Origin of the sequence: Mycobacterium sp. E2699, assembly GCF_001666745.1 — a bacterium.
In the GTDB taxonomy this organism is placed as follows: Bacteria; Actinomycetota; Actinomycetes; order Mycobacteriales; family Mycobacteriaceae; genus Mycobacterium.
This window is the reverse complement of record NZ_LZJH01000122.1, coordinates 24562-44348: the sequence shown is the minus strand read 5'-3', so window position 1 is coordinate 44348 and position 19787 is coordinate 24562. Positions and strand designations below refer to the sequence as shown.

General features: G+C 72.2%; 9 protein-coding genes. 2 read left to right on the top strand and 7 right to left on the bottom strand.

Annotated elements, in window-relative coordinates; translation table 11 throughout:
• Positions 1–286: 286 nt before the first annotated feature.
• The 3 genes from A5696_RS28960 to A5696_RS20995 form a co-directional block, all read right to left on the bottom strand.
• Positions 287–4456, bottom strand: coding sequence for a PE family protein (locus A5696_RS28960; RefSeq protein WP_067882924.1), 4170 nt, complete (start codon positions 4454–4456; stop codon positions 287–289).
• Between the two features lie 152 nt (positions 4457–4608).
• Positions 4609–5748, bottom strand: coding sequence for an acyltransferase (locus A5696_RS21000; RefSeq protein WP_067882923.1), 1140 nt, complete (start codon positions 5746–5748; stop codon positions 4609–4611).
• Positions 5745–7427, bottom strand: coding sequence for a DEAD/DEAH box helicase (locus A5696_RS20995; protein WP_067882922.1), 1683 nt, complete (start codon positions 7425–7427; stop codon positions 5745–5747). Before A5696_RS20995 ends, A5696_RS21000 begins: the two co-directional genes overlap by 4 nt.
• Before the next feature lie 98 nt (positions 7428–7525).
• Between A5696_RS20995 and A5696_RS20990 the strand changes: the two genes are divergently transcribed.
• A complete protein-coding gene (locus tag A5696_RS20990; protein ID WP_067882921.1) occupies positions 7526–8107 on the top strand; it encodes an LppP/LprE family lipoprotein in 582 nt (193 codons plus the stop codon).
• Between the two features lie 80 nt (positions 8108–8187).
• On the opposite strand, the gene A5696_RS28955 is transcribed toward A5696_RS20990, so the two are convergent.
• From A5696_RS28955 to A5696_RS20975, 3 genes are all read right to left on the bottom strand, one after another.
• On the bottom strand, positions 8188–12462 hold the full coding sequence (locus tag A5696_RS28955; RefSeq protein ID WP_067882920.1) for a PE family protein: 4275 nt from the start codon (positions 12460–12462) through the stop codon (positions 8188–8190).
• A 541-nt stretch (positions 12463–13003) separates the two neighbouring features.
• Entirely contained in the window at positions 13004–14065 is a 1062-nt protein-coding gene (locus A5696_RS20980; protein ID WP_067882919.1) for a bifunctional 2-polyprenyl-6-hydroxyphenol methylase/3-demethylubiquinol 3-O-methyltransferase UbiG, read from the bottom strand.
• Positions 14066–14151: 86 nt separating this feature from the next.
• Complete coding sequence (locus A5696_RS20975; protein ID WP_067882918.1) at positions 14152–14514, bottom strand: hypothetical protein; 363 nt, start codon at positions 14512–14514, stop codon at positions 14152–14154.
• A 110-nt stretch (positions 14515–14624) separates the two neighbouring features.
• On the opposite strand from A5696_RS20975, the gene A5696_RS20970 reads away from it, so the two are divergent.
• A complete protein-coding gene (locus A5696_RS20970; RefSeq protein WP_067882917.1) occupies positions 14625–18023 on the top strand; it encodes a TM0106 family RecB-like putative nuclease in 3399 nt (1132 codons plus the stop codon).
• On the opposite strand, the gene A5696_RS20965 is transcribed toward A5696_RS20970, so the two are convergent.
• The gene (locus A5696_RS20965) at positions 18020–19771 is read right to left on the bottom strand and encodes an MFS transporter (protein ID WP_197517041.1); all 1752 of its coding nucleotides are present in this window, start codon (positions 19769–19771) and stop codon (positions 18020–18022) included. The two genes, A5696_RS20970 and A5696_RS20965, sit on opposite strands and share 4 nt — an antisense overlap.
• Between the last annotated feature and the right edge of the window lie 16 nt (positions 19772–19787).

Genomic DNA, 19787 nt, shown 5'->3' with positions numbered 1-19787 from the left:
GTATCGGACACGCGCGCAACCTCAACCCAGACGACCGAACCCATGTCGTAGCCGGTCGAGCGATCTGGATTTCCAGCTCTCGTTCGGAGCGCGTTCGCGGTCGAATTGGGCACTGCTCAATCGCGATGCCCGGCCGCCTTGGACGAAAGCGCCCAGATCGGCTGCGGCACAGTACTATACGTCGAACGCGGTGCTCGCCATCACGATGGCGGACTGCGGCAAGCGGCAACCGCGGCGCGGATTTTTCTCTCCGCCCGCGGTTGCCGAATCGATCAGCGGCTGACTCTCACGGGTTGTTGGCGCCGTTCTGGCCGTCAGCTCCATTCGTGTTGCCGACGCCTGGGTCGCCGTTGGTCCCGTCGCCGCCGGTGGCGCCGGTGCCGTTGCCGCCGTTGCCACCGGTGCCGCCGTGGCCGGTGCCGGTGGTGCTACCGGCACCGCCATTGCCGGCTTTGCCGCCGGTACCGGAACCGTTGCCGCTGTTGACGCCGTCGCCGCCGTGGCCGCCGGCGCCGCCGTAGGCACCGCTGACGCTGCCGCCGGTGCCCCCTGCCCCGCCCTGGCCGCCAGTCCCGTTGGCAGTGACAGTGCCGGAGTCCGCGTAGACGTGGCCGTACCCGCCAGCGCCGCAGGCGCCGCCCGGCGCCCCAGCAACGTTCCCGTCGCCTCCGGCCCCGGCGGCGCCGCCGATTGCAGTGCCGGTGACGTTGGCGGTGCCGGTGGCCTGCACCCATGCCATCCCGGCGGTCCCGGCGGAGGTGCCGCTGTGGAGGGCGTTACTACCGCCGTTACCGCCAAAAGCTCCGGTGCCACTGTTCCCACCGGCCCCGCCGGTGGCGGTGCCGGTCGCGGTCGGGACGTCGCCCGGAGCCGTCGGGTTCTGGGCGATGATCGCCGCCTCGCCGCCGTTACCGCCGGTGTGGCCGTCGAAGCCGGTTCCACCAGCCCCGCCGGTGGCCTGACCCGAAGCGTTGCCGGTGGTGGCGCCCAGGTTGCCGAAGCCGCCGTCAACCTCACCTGCCGCACCCGCGCCGCCGTGGCCGCCGTTGTAGGCCGCCCCGCCGGCCCCGCCCGTGGCCCCGGTGCCGGTGCCGGCGGCGGTGCTGTTATTACCGATGGCTTCGACGATTCCCTGACCGCCGCTGCCGCCAGTGCTGCCGGTGCCGGTGGCGTACCCGCCGGCCCCGCCGGTCGCGGTGCCGCTGGCGGTTTGGCCGGTGTGGGTGGTGTCGTCACCGCCGAGGATCTCGGCGTTCCCGCCGGTCCCACCCTGGCCGGCGGCGTTGCCGGCCCCGCCGATCCCGCCGGTGGCCGAGCCGGTAGCGGTGCTGCTTGCACCGGTGGCTCCCACATATCCGTACCCGCCGGTGCCGCCGGTGCCACCCGCGCTGCCTGCACCACCGGCGCCGCCGGTGGCATGGCCGGCAGTGACAGCACCGCCGCTACTCGCGGAAATTGTCGCGTAATTTCCGGCGCCGCCCGTGCCGCCGGTGGTGCCGGCCCCGCCGGCCCCGCCGGTGGCGGTGCTGCCGGTGACGGAGCCGCTGTTGGTGGCATCGACGTGGGCATACCCGCCGACGCCGCCGGTGCCGCCGGCGGTGCCACCGGCCCCACCGGCCCCGCCGGTGGCGTGGTCACCGGTGGCGGTTCCGCCGCCGAAGGCTTCGACGCGGCCGTATCCGCCGGTACCGCCGGTACCTCCGGCGGCGGTGGCGGTGCCGGCACCGCCCGCGCCGCCCTCGCCGCCGGTGGCGGAGCTATTAGTGACGGTGCTGCCGGTGTAGCCGTTCACCCGGCCCATTCCGCCGCCGCCACCGGCGCCGCCGTCGTGGCCGACACCGTCGCCGCCGGCACCGCCGGCCCCGCCGACGCCACCGGTGGCGGTGGTCCCCGTGCCGCCGAAGTTCAAGTTCGCGTCGCCCCCGGCGCCCCCGGCGCCGCCGAGCGCGCCGTTGGTCCCGCCATTACCGCCGACACCGCCGGCACCACCAGTGGCGGTGCCGCCGTTGACCGTAGACATGGACAACGCGTAGCCGTTGCCGCCGTTGCCGCCTCTGCCGTTGCCGATGCCGGTACCGCTGTTGCCGCCCGCACCGCCGATACCAGTGCTGTTGGCGGCGACGCTGCCGTACTCGCCGAAGACACCGCCGACGCCGCCGGCCCCGCCCTTGCCACCGTCGAAGCCGGAACCACCGGCCCCGCCGGTGCCGGTTCCGTTGGTGACCGTGCCGCCGCTGTATCCACCGCCGGCGCCGGCATCGACCAGGCCAGTGCCCCCGGCACCACCGGTGCCGCCGGTGCTACCGGCGCCGCCGGCCCCGCCGGTGGCGGTGCCACTTGCGGTCGCGGCGTGGCCGAGACCACTTGCGGCAACGACGTAGGCGTTGCCGCCGACGCCGCCTATGCTGCTGGCGCCGGTGCCGGTGCCGCCGGCCCCGCCGGTGGCGGTGCCGTTAGCCGAGCCAGGGTCGCCCGCGTCCCCGTAGCCGCCCCATACGACGCCCTTGCCGCCCGCTCCGCCGTGACCGCCATCGATGCCGGCCCCGCCGGCACCGCCGGTGCCGGCGCCGATAGCGGTGCTACCCGTACCGCTGGCCTCAACCAAGCCCTGACCGCCGACACCGCCGGTGCCGCCGGTGCTGCCCGCCCCACCGATCCCGCCGGTGGCGGTGCCACCGGTGACGGTGCCCCCGTCGGTGGCGATGACGCTGGCGTCGCCGCCGGCCCCGCCGGTACCGCCGTTGGTGCCGCCGGCCCCGCCGGCCCCGCCGATCGCTGTGCCGGTGGCGCTGCTGAGCGCACCGTTCACGGTGACGGTGGCGTCGCCGCCCGTGCCGCCGGCCCCGCCGGCGGCCGTGGCATTGCCGGCCCCGCCGACCCCACCGACGCCGCCGGTGGCGGTGCTGCCGACCGCGCTGCCACCGTTGGTGCCCTGGACCAGGGCGCCGCCGCCCCCGCCACCTCCGCCGCCGCCGTAGCCGGCTGTGGCCGCAGTGGCCGCGCCGCCGGTGCCACCGGCGGCGCCGCTGCCTCCGGTTGCGCCGGCACCCACGCTGGCGCCCGTCCCGCCAGCACCACCATGGCCACCGGCGCCGAACGCGCCGCCGTCGGTGCCGGTACCGCCCCGGCCACCCGTGCCGCCGGTGCCGCCTGCCTGCGCAGACGCCCCGCCGGTGACGGCGCCTTGACCGGCGCCGCCTTGACCGCCGGTCCCACCGGCGCCACCGGCACCGCCACCAGTGCCGCCGATGCCGGCGCCGCCGGTGCCACCGATGCCACCGTTACCGCCTTGCAAAGCCGCATCGTTTAGGGCGACGGTCCCGCCGGTCCCGCCGGTCCCGCCGACCCCGCCGGTTCCGCCGAGGCCGTTAGCTCCCGCAGGGCCGGCAAACCCGAGCAACCCGCCCGCGCCCCCGGCACCGCCGGCACCGGCGGCGCCGCCAGTACCGCCCATCCCGCCGTTGCCGCCGACCGCGGCGTGGCCCACACCGGTGCCACCGGTACCGCCAGTGCCACCAATGCCGCCGGCACCGCCCACGCCGCCGGCGCCGCCGGAACCGAGGACTCCGACGTTGGTGCCGCCGGCCCCACCGGCACCGCCGATGCCGCCGGCCAAACCCTGACCACCGGTCCCGCCGAGGGCCCCGCCGCCTGCGGCGCCGGTAGCGCCCGTGTCACCCATACCGCCGGCACCGCCGGCACCGCCCTGCCCGCCGGCCCAACCGAAGGCCGCGCGGTCGGCGCCGCCGACGCCACCGGCCCCTCCGTTGCCGCCTTGCAGGCCGAAGCCCACACCGGAACCGCCGAGGCCACCCGCCCCGCCGGCCCCACCGAAGCCGCCCAACATTCCGCCGGCGCCGCCGTTACCACCGAGGCCGCCAGGGCCGCCGGGCCCACCCGTCCCGCCGGCCCCGCCCATGCCGCCATTGCCGAACAAGCCGGCCGCACCACCGGCTCCACCCGGCCCGCCGGCCTGCCCGGGCGTGGTGCCGTTCACTCCCGAACCGCCGTTGCCGCCGTTGCCGATCAACAGGCCGCCGGGCCCACCGGCCTGCCCAGTCCCCGGCGCGCCATTCGTCCCGTTGCCGATCAACGGACGACCGGTCACCGCGGCGGCCGGGGCGTTGATGGCACCCATGATGTCCTGCTGGAGCGTCTGCAGCGGCGAGGCGTTGGCGGCCTCGGTGGCCGCGTACATGAACCCACCGCCGTTCAGCGCCTGGACGAACTGGTTGTGAAACTGCGCCGCCTGCGCGCCCAGCGCCTGGAACTCCTGGCCGACGTTGCCGAACAGCGCCGAAACCGCCGCCGACACCTCATCCTGGGCGGCGGTCGCGATCTGCGTCGTCGAGCCCGCCGCCGCCGCATGGGCCTGCTGGATCGACGATCCTAGGTTGGTCAGGCTCGCGGAGGCCGCGGCCAGGTTTTCGGGCATGGTGAACACGAAAGACGACATGGGGGCCTCCTCGGCTGCGAATAACTCCGACGGCAGAGAAAGCCCGAATCCCTCAACCGGGACGGGACATTACGCCCGGCCCGTTGGGAATGTCGACGAAAATATCCAATCTCGATTGGATCAATTCAGCGGGCCCCGGCCGCGGGCTGAGCTCAGTCGCGCACGCGGGTGAAGCGGTGCAGCAGCCACGCCAACGGAATCGTCACCACCATCGTCGCGACGAACAGGTACAGCATCGGGCCGGTGTAGACGTGGGCCCGGACGATGTAGACCATCGCGAATTCCATCGTGATCAGATGGATCAGGAAGATCTCGTAGGAGATCTCGCCCAGCCACACCATCGGGCGGGAGGCCAGCAGCCGCGAGTACAGCCCCTGGTCACCCAGCGCCAGCGGGGCCACCGCGAGCGTGGCGATCACGGCGTAGAACACCGTCTTGACCACCGCCTCGCTCAGCGTGGCGGGCGACGTCGTCGGCGCGCCGGCGATCGGCGTGGAGACGATGAAATAACAGATGATCGCCAGCGGTATCGCCATGAACGCGTAGCAGCGCACGCCCATCGCCTGCAGCACCGACAACGACATGCCGCCGAGGAACCAGGCCAGGTAGGTGGGCAGCCACAGCCGGGCGCCGTCGGGAAACCAGTGATCGGCGTGCACGAGGACCAGCCACGCCGGGCTGATCAACGCCATCCCCGCCAGCGCGGCGAGCACCAGCCTCGGCCGCCAGGATCGCCGGCTGACCACCACCACCAGCAGGTAGGCCAGCAGCGGCAGCGAAACGTAGAACGCGGCCTCGACCGCCAGGCTCCACATCTGGGTCAGGCCCTGGTGCAGGTACTTGCCCAGATATCCGTTGCAGTAGATCTGGGTCAGGGTGAGGTTGCGAACCAGGCCGAGCCACGTATGCCCGGGGTTGGGTCCGGCCTGGCGGTAGTGGTACAGCACGTAGGCGAACAACACGGTGATGACGTAGGCGGGCATGATGCGCCGAACCCGGTGGTAGGCATAGCGACTCAGCGACGGCGGCGGGCCGCCGGTGGCGGCGGCTTTCACCCAGGGGCGAAACAGCAGGAACCCCGACAGCACGAAGAAGATCGGCACGCCGATCTCGAGACGCGCCCCGACCAGTCCCCAATAGCCGTGGGTGTACTTACCGGTGGTGTAGGCGGCGTGAGTGCCGACGACGAGCAGGGCCGCGACGGCGCGGATGCCGGTCAGGGACGCGACGCGGTCGACGTGGGAGGTCTGCTCGAGCCCGCCCTGGGCGTCCTGCTCCTCGGACAGCGTCATCCGGCGTGTCTCTTGCGCGGCTTGGCCTTGTTTGGTGACCGGTCCGGGCGAAGGTCGATCAGCACGCCGGAGATTCGCGTCTGCTCAAGCTTTTTCAGCGTCGCCCTCGGCAGCTTGGCCGGCAGTTCCACCAGCGAGAAGTCAGGGCCGATGGCGATGTGGCCGAAGTCGCTGCGGTGCAGGCCGCCCTCGTTGGCGATGGCGCCGACGATCGCGCCGGGTCCGATCTTGTGCCGCTTGCCCACCGAGATCCGGTAGGTGGCGAAGTTCTTTGGCTGCCTTGATCTTTCGTGAGGCCTTTCGGGACGTTCCCGGCGCTCGCGCCGTTCGGGGGGCGGTTCCGGCGCCATCAGGAACGCCTCACCGTCGCGGGACTGCACCGCCAGCGCCGCGGCGATGTCGGCCATCGGAACGTCGTGCTCGCGTTCGTAGTCCTGCACCAGCTTGCGGAACAGGTCGATTCCCGAGGCGCTGAGGGCATCGGTGATGGAATCAGCGAACTTGGCGACGCGCTGGGCGTTGACGTCCTCGACGGTGGGCAGTTCGGCCTCGGTGAGCGTCTGCCGGGTCGCCTTTTCGATCGCCTTGAGCAGGTGGCGCTCCCGCGGGGAGACGAACAGCACCGCGGTCCCCGAACGGCCGGCCCGCCCGGTGCGCCCGATGCGGTGCACGTAGGACTCGGTGTCGTGCGGGATGTCGTAGTTGAGCACGTGCGAGATGCGCTCGACGTCGAGGCCCCTGGCCGCCACGTCGGTGGCGACCAGGATGTCGATGCTCCCATCCTTGAGCGCCGCGATGGTGCGCTCACGTTGCGCCTGAGGGATGTCGCCGTTGATGGCGGCCGCGGAAAAGCCTCGGGCCCTGAGCTTTTCGGCGACCTCCTCGGTGGCCTGCTTGGTGCGGACGAAGACGATCATCGCCTCGAACGGCTCCACCTCGAGGACCCGGGTGAGCGCGTCCATCTTCCGCGGGCCCGCGACCTGGATGTAGCGCTGCGAAATGTTCTCGGCGGTGGCGGTTTTCGCTTTTGCCGTGATCTCGACGGGATCATGCAGGTACTTCTTGGTGAGCTTGCGGATCGCCGGCGGCATGGTCGCCGAGAACAGCGCCACCTGTTTGAATTCCGGCGTTTCGGACAGGATGCGCTCGACGTCCTCCGCGAAGCCCATGGTGAGCATCTCGTCGGCCTCGTCGAGCACCAGGTAGTCGACGTGGGAGAGGTCCAGCGTGCCGCGTTCGAGGTGGTCGATGACCCGGCCGGGGGTGCCGACCACCACCTGCGCGCCGCGTCGCAGCCCGGCCAGCTGCACGCCGTAGGACGACCCGCCGTAGACCGGCAGCACGTGGACCTGCGGCAGGTGCGCCCCGTAGCGGCTGAACGCCTCGGCCACCTGCAGGGCCAACTCGCGGGTGGGCGCGAGCACCAGCGCCTGCGTCGCGGTGCTCTTGACGTCGATCTTGGACAGGATCGGGATCGCAAAGGCCGCCGTCTTTCCGGTGCCGGTCTGCGCCAGCCCGACGACGTCGGAGCCGGCCATCAGCGGCGGGATCGTCGCCGCCTGGATGGCCGTCGGCGACTCGTAGCCGACATCGGCGGTCGCCTTCAGGACCGCAGGGTGAATCTGCAGGTCGGCGAACGTGGGAGAGGCAGCCTCGGGCGGGCTGTCGGGGAGGGTCATCGCACCTTGGAGTGTAGTGGGTGGCCGCGCACCGAGTGGTCGAGCACGCGGCCACGCCTGCCGCACCCGCGGGCCCGATAACGGTACGGTTTGGCGATGTGTGTTCGCTGACTTATCGCGCGCTGACGGGCGTGGTCGTCGTCGTATCGGCCGCGTCGACCCTGACAGCCTGCGGTTCCGGGGATTCCACCGTCGCCAAGACGCCCCAGGCGACGACGACGAGCGAGACGGCGTCGATCACGGCCCCCGCCACACCGAGCCCGGCCGCCGCCCCGCCCGGCACGAGCGCGGCGCCGGCCGACCCGTGCGCGGTCAACCTCGCCTCGCCCACCATCGCGAAGGTCGTCTCGGAGCTGCCCCGCGACCCGCGCAGCCAGCAGTCCTGGAATCCCGAGCCGCTGGCCGGCAACTACAACGAGTGCGCTCAGCTGTCGGCGGTGATCATCAAGGCCAACACGAACGCCGGCAATCCGTCCACCCGGGCGGTGCTCTTTCACCTCGGCCAGTTCATCCCGCAGGGAGTGCCGGATACCTACGGATTCAACGGGATTGACGCCGCACAAACCACCGGCGACACCGTCGCGCTGACCTACCCGAGCGGCATCGGCCTGGCCACCACGGTGAAGTTCCGATGGAACGGCAACGGCGTCGAGCTGATCGGTAATACGCCGGGCCACTGAGCATCCAGGCGGCAAACCCGCCGTCACACACAAGAGAGGCCCGCCGGAGCGGGCCTCTCCCGTGTTTGCAGTGCCACCGATCAGGCAGGGGCGCCCTTGCCGCCGTCGCCGTGAGCGCCGCCACCGCCGCCCTTGCCGCCGACGTTGAGGACGGGCGGCTGGCCGGTGGAGCCGCCACCTCCACCTTGGCCGGCTTGGCCTGGGGTGCCGAGACCATTGGCACCGCCGTTGCCGCCGGTCCCGCCACTGCTGCCGTTGCCGCCGGTGCCGCCGATGCCGGTCGGAGCGGCGGCGGTGCCGCCGTTGCCACCCTTGCCGCCGTCGCCACCGTCGCCGCCTTTGCCGCCGGCCTGATCGGCGCCGACGCCTCCGCCGCCGTTGGCCCCGGCGCTGCCGCCGACACCGCCCTGGCCGCCGTTGCCCGACGCCCCGCCGGCTCCGCCGTTCCCTGCGGTGCCGGTGTTGGCACCGCCGCCTTGGCCGCCCGTGCCGCCTTGGCCGCCCTTGCCGCCATCACCGGCCTGACCGCCTTGGCCGCTCGGTTGCAAGGTAGAGCCCGCACCGCCGGTGCCGCCGCTGCCGCCAGTACCACCGCTGCCGCCGCTGCCGCCGGCGCCACCCACGCCGCCGGTGCCTGACCCAGCCGCGGTCCCGCCGAGGCCGCCTGCGGCGCCGCCGCCCTTGCCGGCGCCGCCTGCGTCGCCGCCGCCTCCGGCCTTGCCGCCTTGGCCGGCGGCCTGGTTGGTTGAGGCCGCGCCGCCGGTGCCACCGTTGCCGCCCGTGCCGCCGTTACCGCTACTGCCACCGGCCCCGCCGGCCCCACCGTTGCCAGTTCCGCCGCCGTTACCGCCTTGGCCGCCCTGGCCGCCCACGCCGCCGTTGCCGGCGTCGCCGCCTTTACCGCCGTTCTGGCCCGCAAAGAGGTTGTTGGCCGTGGAACCGTTGCCGCCAGTCCCGCCGGCCCCACCATTGGTGGCATTGCCGCCGGCCCCGCCGGCTCCACCAGAGCCGGCCGTGGAGTTACCGCCAGCACCGCCTTGGCCGCCGACGCCGCCGGTGCCGCCCTTACCGGCGTCACCGCCGGCGCCGCCCACCTGTGAGCCGAAGGAGGCCGCACCGCCCGTGCCGCCGTTGCCGCCGCCGCCGGCAGTGCCGGCGTTACCGCCGGTGCCGCCCTGGCCGCCATTACCCGATCCGGCGGCAACCCCGCCCGCGCCGCCTTGGCCGCCTTGGCCGCCGTTACCGCCGGTACCGCCCTGACCGCCGGGGGCGCCGGCATTGGCTGCAGTGGCCGCGGTGCCCTGTCCACCGGCACCGCCGCTGCTGCCGTTGCCGGCCGCGCCGCCGCTGCCGCCGGCACCAGCGTTGCCGATGCTAACGGCGTTGAGGACGTTGCCACCGGCACCGCCTTGACCGCCGGCACCGCCGTTGGCGCCGTTACCGCCACTGCCGGCACCGCCGCCCTTGCCAGCGACACCGCCATTGCCACCGGAGCCCGCGGTCCCGGCGTTGGAGCCGCTAGCACCCTGGCCGCCGGCACCCGCGTTGCCCGCCAGCCCAGAGGCGTCGCCGCCGGCACCGCCCTGGCCACCCTGGCCACCGGCGCCGGCGTTGCCGCCGTTACCGGCCGCGGCCTGGCCGACGGAGTTGCCTCCGTTAGCGCCGTTGCCGCCTGCGCTGGATGCTCCACCGTTACCGCCCGAGCCGGCGCTGGCCTTCCCTCCGAGGTTTGTGGCGTTGCCGCCGGCGCCGCCCTGACCGCCCTGGCCGCCGGCGCCGCCCTGACCGCCGTTGCCGCCGACGGCGTTGAGCACGCCGATGGCATTCGAGCCGGCCCCGCCGTTGCCGGCCGTGCCGGCGGCGCCACCGACGCCGCCGTTACCGGCGGTGCCAAACACTCCGACGGCGTTACCGCCTGCGCCACCCTGACCGCCGCCGCCGGCGTTGCCACCCTTGCCGCCCGCGTTACCCGGGTTGTTCAGGTTGCCGGTGGCCTGGAAGCCCGCCGAGCCGTTGCCGGCGTTCCCGCCAGCACCGCCCGCGCCGCCTGCGCCGCTGTTGCCGCCGGTCACGCCGCTGTTACCGCCCTGGCCACCCTGGCCGCCCAGACCGCCGTTGCCACCGTTTTGGCCGGCTTGCGCCAGCGAAGTGGCGGGCGTTCCATCGGTGCCGTTGCCGCCGAGGCCACCCTGGCCACCCTGGCCGCCGTTGCCGATGGTGCCGGGCAGGAGCCCGCCGCTGCCGCCGGCACCGCCCTGGCCGCCGACTCCGCCGTTGAAGCCGGCGCCGCCGACCGCAGCTGCGCCGTTACCGGCGTTGCCGCCGTTGCCGCCATTGCCGCCGGTACCGATGGCGCCGGCCTGACCGGCCTGAGCGCCGGCACCGCCGGCCAGACCGCCAGTGCCGGCGTTGCCGGCGGTGCCGCCGACGCCGCCCTGGCCGCCGTTACCGCCGGCCCCGAGGACACCGAGCGAACCGAGGAAGCCGGCGTTGCCGGTCCCGCCGTTGCCGCCAGTTCCGCCGACGCCGGCCACCCCAGCGTCACCGCCGTTGCCGCCGTTACCGTTGGCGCCGACGGCGCCTGTTGTGTTGGTGACGGGCACCGCGCCGGCGTGACCGCCGTTGCCGCCGGCGCCACCGTTGCCGGCGGCGCCGCCGTTACCGCCGAGGCCGCCAGTGCCTTGGTTGATGGCCGTGACGACGCCGAGCGCGCCGTTCCCGCCGTTGCCGCCGGTGCCGCCGTTGCCGCCCAGGCCGCCTTGGCCGCCGGCGCCGCTGTTGCCACTGAGCGTACCAGCCTGGCCGCCGTTGCCACCCTGGCCGCCGCTGCCGCCCGTGCCGCCCGGCGTGCCGTCCGTTCCGTTACCGGGGACGGCGGTGGTGCCGTTAACGCCAGCCGCGCCTTGGCCGCCGGTGCCGCCGGTGCCGCCCGCGCCGCCGTCGCCGTGCTGGCCGGCATTGCCGCCGAGGCCGCCGGCGCCGCCGTTGCCGCCGTTGCCGACAATGCCGTTCGCGCCGGTGCCACCCTGGCCACCCTGGCCGCCGTTGCCGTATTTCCCGCCGGTGCCACCCTGGCCACCCTGGCCGCCGTTGCCGTTGCCGCCGTTGGCGAAGGTGCCGTTCGCGCCCTGGCCGCCGGCGCCGCCGTTGCCGCCGCTGGTCGCCAGCGTGCCGTCCAACCCTGTGGCGCCGGTGCTGCTACCGGTACCGCCCGTGCCCCCTATACCCGCAACCAGGCCGGGGTCGCCGCCGTGGCCACCGTCGCCGCCGGCCCCGAGGATGCCACCCGAGCCGGCCACGCCGACCTGACCCATCGCACCCTGGCCACCGGTCCCGCCGGCCCCGGCGTTGCCGCCGTTGCCGCCGGCGCCACCGGCGCCGGTGCCGCCCGCAGCGCCGAACAGGCCGCCCGAGCCGCCGGCGCCGCCGCTGCCGCCGTGACCACCGTTGGCGCCGCTGCCGCCGTCACCGGCAGGCCCGCCGGCACCCAAGTTCACCCCTGACACGCCCGGGGCACCGTCGCCACCCTGGCCGCCCTGACCACCAACGCCACCTTGGCCGCCGGCACCGCCGGTGCCGCCGTGACTCAACAGGCCGGTGCCAAACAGCTGACGGTCGGCACCACCGACGCCACCACTACCGCCAAGCCCGCCGATCCCGCCGTCTCCGCCCGTGGCCCCGAGACCGCCGGTGGTACCGGCACCGCCGGCACCACCGATACCGCCGACACCGCCGGCCCCGCCGGCACCGAAGATCCAGCCACCGGCACCGCCGGCACCACCGTTGCCGCCGACACCGCCGGCCGCCCCGGCGCCGCCGGCCACGCCGGCGCCACCGGCGCCGCCCATGCCGCCGTTACCGAACAGGAAGGCCGACCCACCGGCGCCACCGGCCTGGCCGGGTGCGCCCGAGCCACCGTCGCCGCCGTTACCGAACAGCCAGCCGCCCGGGCCACCCGCCTGCCCCGTGCCCGGAGCGCCGTTGGTGCCGTTGCCGAAGATCGGGCGTCCGAGGATCTCGAACTGCCCGGCAGTCTGGGCGGCGCTCGCCAAGGACTGCAGCGGGTTCGCGTTGGCCGCCTCGGCAGCTGCATACGCCAACCCTCCGCCGTTCAGCGCCTGCACAAACTGCTCATGGAACTGCGCCACCTGGGCGCTCACCGCCTGGAACTCCGTGCCGTAGTTGCCGAACAACGCCGCGATCGCGGCCGACACCTCGTCTTCGGCCGCGGCCACGACCGATGTCGTCGAACCCGCCGCCGCCGAATGGGCTGACCTGAGCGCTGACCCGATTCCGGTCAAATCCTGCGCCGCCGAGGCGAAGGAGTCGGGCACTGCGAGAACGAATGAGGACATTTCTAGCTCCCATCACTACTAGGGGAAGACGCGGTCACACGGGAAATCCCAACGACTGATCCGGGACATTACGCGGGTCTTTTCGCGATTTCAGCCCTCTTTTTCAAACTTTATTTGGTCGACTTTTGAGCGTCTCCGCTATTTAGATCGGGTCGATTTTCTGCCACTCCACAAACCGGATGAGGTCTAGTTTCGACCCCATAGACTGGACCTGATCCGTTAAGTAAAGCCCTCTATGAACAGAATTCGATCCAGTGAATTGACTGCTATCAGGCGTGAGCTCGCTCACGACCAAGGACGCCGCTCGTGAACTTTATCGAATCCATTTTGAGGGCGCTCGATTGGACCTATTCCGGCTTTGGATGGCCGCAAACTCGACTTAATCCAATGTTGTGGAACTCAAAAAACCGGACCCGATCCATTTTGAATACGGCGTGTCGCAAGTGGCTCAAACGCCTCGGAAATGGCAACTCGGGCCGAATGCGGACAGCCGCGTCGCCGCGGGTCGGTCCGCTGCGGCTATGCGGCCGCCGGTGCGGCGCTAGGCCGTCCGGACGCCCCCGCCCGACTTCTGGTAGACGAGCCAGCGCATGTCGATCGGGCAGTCCTCACGCTCGACGTCGAACACGTCGAGGCCGCTGACCCACTCGGCGTACCAGCCCGTGGGCGGCCAGGCGCCAGCGGGCAGGTGGGTTTGCTCGTAGTCGTACACCGAGTCGTCGGCGACGAGCTCGAGGGGTAACGCCGCCGTCGCACTGGTCATCTCGTCCCGGGTGAAGATCATGCTGTAGGTCTGCTGCGAGAGCTCGATCGCGGCGTCATCGGGGGTGTAGCCCGGCCAGGCCAGGAAGGCGTTGAACACCAAGCGGCCGCCGGGAGCCAGGCAGCGGGCGGCCAGTTGAAACAGGCTCCGCAGCTGCTGCGTCGTCCGGAAGTCGGGCACCACCTCGGACAGCAGGATCAGCTGATAGTCGCAGCGGAGAGCGTCCGTGCTCGCGAACACGTCGCGCTGGATGATGCGCACGTCGAGTGATTCCCGTTCGGCGTCCGCGCGGAGGATGTCGGCGAACCTCGGGGTCATCTCGACCGCGTCCACCGGGTGGCCGCGCCGTGCCAGGGCCAGCGCGTTCCGCCCCGTTCCGGCGCCGACGTCGAGCACCCGAAAGGTCCCGGGGTCGGCCGCTTCCCCGGCCAGCGACCACACACGCGCGTCCGGCTCGGTGCCGAACAAGGGCGGGGTGCGGGTGGCGACCCAGTTGTCGTAGGTCTCCGCAAGGGTCCGCCATTCGGCTTTGACGTGGTAGTTCAGCGTTTTACCGACGGGGCTGTCGTAGGAGATGACGATGTCCGAACGCGGGGAGGCGGTGTACGCCTGGGCCAATTCGCTCTCCAGGATCCTCCTCAGCTCCGCGAGTTCCTCGGCCGTGAACTGCACGCCGAGACCGCTGAAGATCGTTTCGCACATCTTGACGTACTCGTCGAGCATGCCCGGGACGGCCGGCAGCCTGACCTGTCCGGAGGCCACCGATCGGCGATACAACCGCCGGGCCATCGGTTCGCGCAGCTGCGAAGGATTGAACGATTTGAGGGTCGGGTTCTCCATCAGGCTCTCCTACGCCAGCCAGTCATGGGGCGAGGGTACGTCCTGCCACTACCGCGCGGGCATCTTTTTGGACGACTCGCGGCGCGTCAGCCCTCGCTGACCTCCAGCGGAAGCGAGAACGTGCCGGCGCCGCCGGTCACCACGAACACCCAACGGCCGTTGATCGGCAGGCGAACCTCGATATCGAAGTAGGCGAAACCGATTTCGGCACCGGCGGCGGCCTCGGGCAGCTCGTAGTCGATGGTGAGCGACTTGCCGTCCGTCGGGGGCCGGATCTCGAGCTCGATCAGGCGGACCGGGCTGTCGGTCTCGACTTGGGTGAGCACCACAAGGACAAACTGAGCCACCCGGTCGGCGGCGACCCGGAACCCGGCCAGCGCACCGCCGGTGACGGTGAGCTTGTTGTCCACGACCGAAGCTGCTTCGGCGAGGAACGCCCCGGTGATCACCCCGCCGAAGTTAAACCGCTAGGTCGGCCTTCAGCAAGGGCTGAATTTCCGTTGCTCACGTGGCGCGGCGAGCCGCCTTCGTGTCGGACGGCTCGCCTACTGTTGCGGCTGTGTTCGTGGCCGACGGCAGCATCGTCTACAGCGCGTCGGACCTCGCGGCGGCCGCAAATTGCGAATACGCCCTGCTCAGGGACCTCGACGCGCAACTCGGCTGGGCCCCCTCGATCGGCGTCGAGGACGAACTGCTCGCGCGAACCGCCGCCCTCGGCAGCGAGCACGAACGGCGGCGTCTTGACCGATTGCGCGACGAGTTCGGGGACGGGGTCGCCGTCATCGGGAGGCCGGCCTACACCCTCGCCGGGCTGACGGCCGCCGCCGAGGCAACCCGGCGGGCCATCGCCGGGCGCGCGCCCGTTGTGTATCAGGCCGCGATGTTCGACGGCCGCTTCGTCGGCTTCGCCGACTTCCTGGTGCTCGACGGCGAGCACTATCGGGTCACCGACACCAAGCTGGCCCGCTCGGCCAAGGTCACCGCCCTGCTGCAGCTGGCGGCCTACGCCGACACGCTGGCCGGCTCGGGTGTGCCGGTGGCGCCGGAGGCCGAATTGGAACTGGGCGACGGCACCATCGCGCGCTACCGGGTCGGGGACCTGATTCCCGTATACCGTTGGCAGCGAACGCATTTGCAGCGGCTGCTCGACGAGCATCACGCCGCGGGCAGCCCGGTGCGCTGGGACGACGACGGCGTGGCCGCGTGCTTTCGCTGCCCGTTGTGCGTCGAGCAGCTGCGCGCCACCGACGACCTGCTGCTGGTCGCCGGAATGCGAATCGGCCAGCGCGACAAGCTCATCGACGCCGGCATCGCCACGATCGCCGAACTGGCCGACCACGCCGGCCCGGTGCCCGGGCTGACATCCGGCGTCCAACACAAGCTGACGGCGCAGGCCAACATCCAACTCCGCCAACGCGATACCGGCATCCCGCAATTCGAGATCGTCGACCCGCAGCCGCTGACCCTGCTGCCCGAGCCGGACCCCGGTGACCTGTTCTTCGACTTCGAGGGCGACCCGCTGTGGACGGCCGACGGACGCGACTGGGGACTGGAATATCTCTTCGGCACCCTGGACGCCGGCGGCAACTTTCACCCCCTGTGGGCGCACGATCGGACCGGCGAACGCAAGGCCCTCACCGACTTTCTGGCGATGGTGAAGAAGCGCCGCAAGCGCCGGCCCAACCTGCACATCTACCACTACGCACCCTACGAGAAGACCGCGCTGCTGCGCCTCGCCGGGCGCTATGGGGTCGGCGAGGACGAGGTGGACGAGTTGCTGCGCAGCGGCACCCTGGTCGACCTGTATCCGTTGGTGCGCAAGAGCATTCGCGTGGGTGCGGAGTCGTTCAGCCTCAAGGCGCTCGAGCCGCTCTACATGGGGGCGCAGCTGCGCGCCGGTGATGTGACGACGGCGGCCGAATCGATCACCTCGTATGCCCGCCACTGCGAACTGCGCGCCGCCGGGGAGCACGACGACGCCGCGGCGGTGCTGCAGGAGATCGAGGACTACAACCGCTACGACTGCCGGTCGACCCGGGAGCTGCGCAACTGGCTGATGTTGCGGGCCTACGAGGCGGGCGTGGTACCTGTTGGCGCCCAACCGGTTCCGGAGGGTAACACGGTCGAAGACCGCGACCGGCTGGCGATGACGCTGTCGGCGTTCACCGGGGACGCCGGCCTCGGCGATCGCACACCCGAGCAGACGGCGGTGGCGCTGCTGGCGGCCGCGCGCGGCTACCACCGGCGCGAGGACAAGCCGTTCTGGTGGGCGCATTTCGACCGGCTGAACTTCCCGGTCGAGGAGTGGGCCGACGACACCGACGTCTTCATCGCCGAGGCGGCGTCGGTGAGCGCGGACTGGCACACCCCGCCCCGCGCCCGCAAGCCGCGGCGGGAAGTGCACCTGCGCGGGCAGCTTTCGCGCGGCGACCTGATGAGCGAAGTCTTCGCGCTCTACGAGCCGCCGGCCCCGCCGGGCCTGACCGACAGCCCCGACCGGCGCGCGGCCGGCCGCGCCGAGGTCATCGCGGTCGACGACCCGGCGGTGCCCACCGAGGTGGTGATCGTCGAGCGAGCCGGCCGCGACGGCAACACCTTTGACCAACTGCCGTTCGCGCTCGCCCCCGGCCCGCCGATCTCCACCGCGGCGTTGCGGGAGTCTATCGAATCGACCGCCGCCGCGGTGGCCACCGGGCTGCCGCGCCTGCCGCGCACCGCCGTGGTCGACATCCTGCTGCGCCGCGCGCCCCGCACGCGCAGCGGCAGCCCACTGCCGCGCGGCGCGAACACCATCACCGACATCACCGCCGCCGCACTCGATCTGGACTCGTCGTACCTCGCGGTGCACGGGCCGCCCGGCACCGGCAAGACGCACACCTCCGCGCACGTCGTCACGCGCCTTGTCACGCAACACGGCTGGCGGATCGGCGTCGTCGCGCAATCCCACGCCACGGTGGAGAACCTGTTGGGCTGCGTCCTCGATGCCGGACTGGACCCCGCCCGGGTCGCCAAGAAACGCAACGACCACGCCGCCCCGCGCTGGCAGGAGATCGGCCCCGACGAGTACGCCGCCTTCATCGCGGCCCACGCCGGCTGCGTGATCGGCGGCACCGCATGGGATTTCGCCAACGCCAACCGGGTGTCGCCGGGGAGCCTGGACCTGTTGGTGATCGACGAGGCGGGCCAGTTCTGTCTGGCCAACACCATCGCGGTGGCGCCGGCGGCCGCCAACCTGCTGCTGCTCGGCGACCCCCAGCAGCTTCCCCAGGTCAGCCAGGGCACGCATCCGGAACCGGTCGACACGTCGGCGCTGGACTGGCTGGTGGACGGCGCCCGCACGCTGCCCGACGAGCGCGGATACTTCCTGGACCGCTCCTACCGCATGCATCCGGCGGTCTGCGCCGCGGTCTCCGCGCTGTCCTACGAGGGCAGGCTGCGCGCCCACGAGTGCGCCGCCGCGCGGCACCTCGACGGGCACCCGCCCGGCGTGCACGTGAGTGCCGTTGCCCACCAGGGCAACTCGACCGAGAGCCCCGAGGAGGCCGACGCGATCGCCGCCCAGATCGGCCACATCCTGGGCCGGTCGTGGACCGACGAGCGCGGCACCCGGCCGCTGACCGCCGCCGACGTGTTGGTGCTGGCGCCCTACAACGCGCAGGTGACGCTGATTCGCCGCCGGTTGGATTCCGCCGGGCTCGGCGACGTCCGGGTCGGCACCGTCGACAAGTTCCAGGGCGGGCAGGCGGCGGTGGTCTTCGTCTCGATGACGGCCTCGTCGGCCGACCTGGTGCCGCGCGGAATGTCGTTCCTGCTCAACAGGAACCGGCTCAACGTGGCCGTCAGCCGGGCGCAATACGCGGCGGTGATCGTGCGCTCGGAGTCGCTCACCGAGTACCTGCCCGGTACACCGGCCGGCCTGATCGACCTGGGCGCTTTCCTGGCGCTGACGCGGGGCTAGGCGCCGGACGAGTGCCGGCCATAGCCGGCGGGACCGGCATCCAGCTCCGGCAGGTAGCGATGGCTCGGCGCGGCCATCGGGCGCGGTAGCCTTCCACCCTCGACATGAGAACCGTTGTAGCGCAAGCTGATCAGCTCGGCGGTCGGCGGGGGCGCGTCGTCCGGTTCGCGAAGCAGGATGAATTCGACGTACTCGTCGTCGTCATAGTCGTCGTCGACGACGTCGTCCCCGTCGGCCACATCCCAGGCGGCGGCCGCCGAACGCGCAGAGCCGAGCAAAAGCAGCGCGGCGATGATGCCGAACAACGCGATGAACGCCGGCAACAGCACCGATTGCGCCATCGCGGCCGAAAACGGCTCGCGCAGGAACTCGGGCAGTTGCGGGGAGGGCGCGTCGTCGCCGACCGGTGTGGCCGACGGCATCTCGGCACCGATCCGCCAGGTCATGAACGCGGCCATGCCCGCGCTGCCGAGAACCGCGCCGAGCTGCCGCACCGCGTTGTACACGGCGGAGCCCGACCCGGCGAGGTCCGCGGGCAGGTTGCGCGTCGCGGTGGCCGTCAGCGGCGCCCACACGAAAGCGCTCCCGACGCCGATCACGGCGAACGGCAGCAGCAGCCGCCAGATCGGCGTCGACGGGGACATGTCGAACGACAGCCAGGTCAGCCCGATCGCCATCATCGAGAAGCCGAAACCGAGCACCGGCCGGGGGTGGTACCTGTCGACGAGCACGCCAGCGAACGGCGCCAGCACCCCGCCCGCGACCGCCATCGGCGCGATCACCAGGGCCGAGCGCGTCGGCGAGAGCCCGCACCCGGCCTGCAGGAAGAACGGCACCGGCAGCATCATCGCCGTCGTCGCGAACCCGATGATGGCGACCCCGGCGTTGCACACGGTGAAATCGCGGTCGGCGAACACGCGCAGCGGGATCAACGGCTCGCGGGTGTTGAGGGCCTGCCAGTAGACGAACGCCGACATGCAGCCGACGCCGGCGACGATCATCGCCCACACCCACGGCTGCCAGTGGCCGGCCTGACCCTCTTGCAGGCCGAACACGATCAGGAACATGCCCAAGCCGGACAGCCCGACGCCGACCAGGTCGAACCGATGCGCCTGGGTCGGCAGCGTGGGGACCAGCCACCCGGCCAGCGCCAGGCCGACGACGCCGATGGGGACGTTGACGAAGAAGATCCACTGCCAGCCCAGCCCGTCGACCAGCGCGCCGCCGGCCAACGGCCCGACCAGGGTGGCCACTCCGGCGGTGGCGCCCCACAGGCTCACCGCCACACCGCGCCGCTCGGGCGGAAAGATCTTGGTGATCGTCGACAAGGTCTGCGGGGTGAGCACCCCGGCTCCCACCCCCTGAACCACGCGGGCGGCGATCAGCACGGCGGCGCTGCCCGACAACCCACACCACATCGACGCCGCGGTGAACACCGCGAGCCCGATCAGGTAGAGGTTCTTGGTGCCGAACCGGTCGCCGAGCCGCCCGGCCACCAGCAACACCACCCCGTATCCCAGCAGGTAGGCGCTGGTCACCCAGACCACGGTGGCGTAATCGGTGTGCAGGTCGGCCTTGAGGGTCGGGTTGGCGATGACGACGATGGTCGAGTCGACCATGATCATGAAGAAGCCGACCATCATCGCCCAGAGCGCGGGCCAGGGGTCCCCGGAGCCGCGCGAGCCCACCGCCATCGCGGAGTTCCAGCGCGTCACGAAGTCGGCGCGTCGTGACCTCGCAATTGTCATGTCGCCTCCCCCTGGA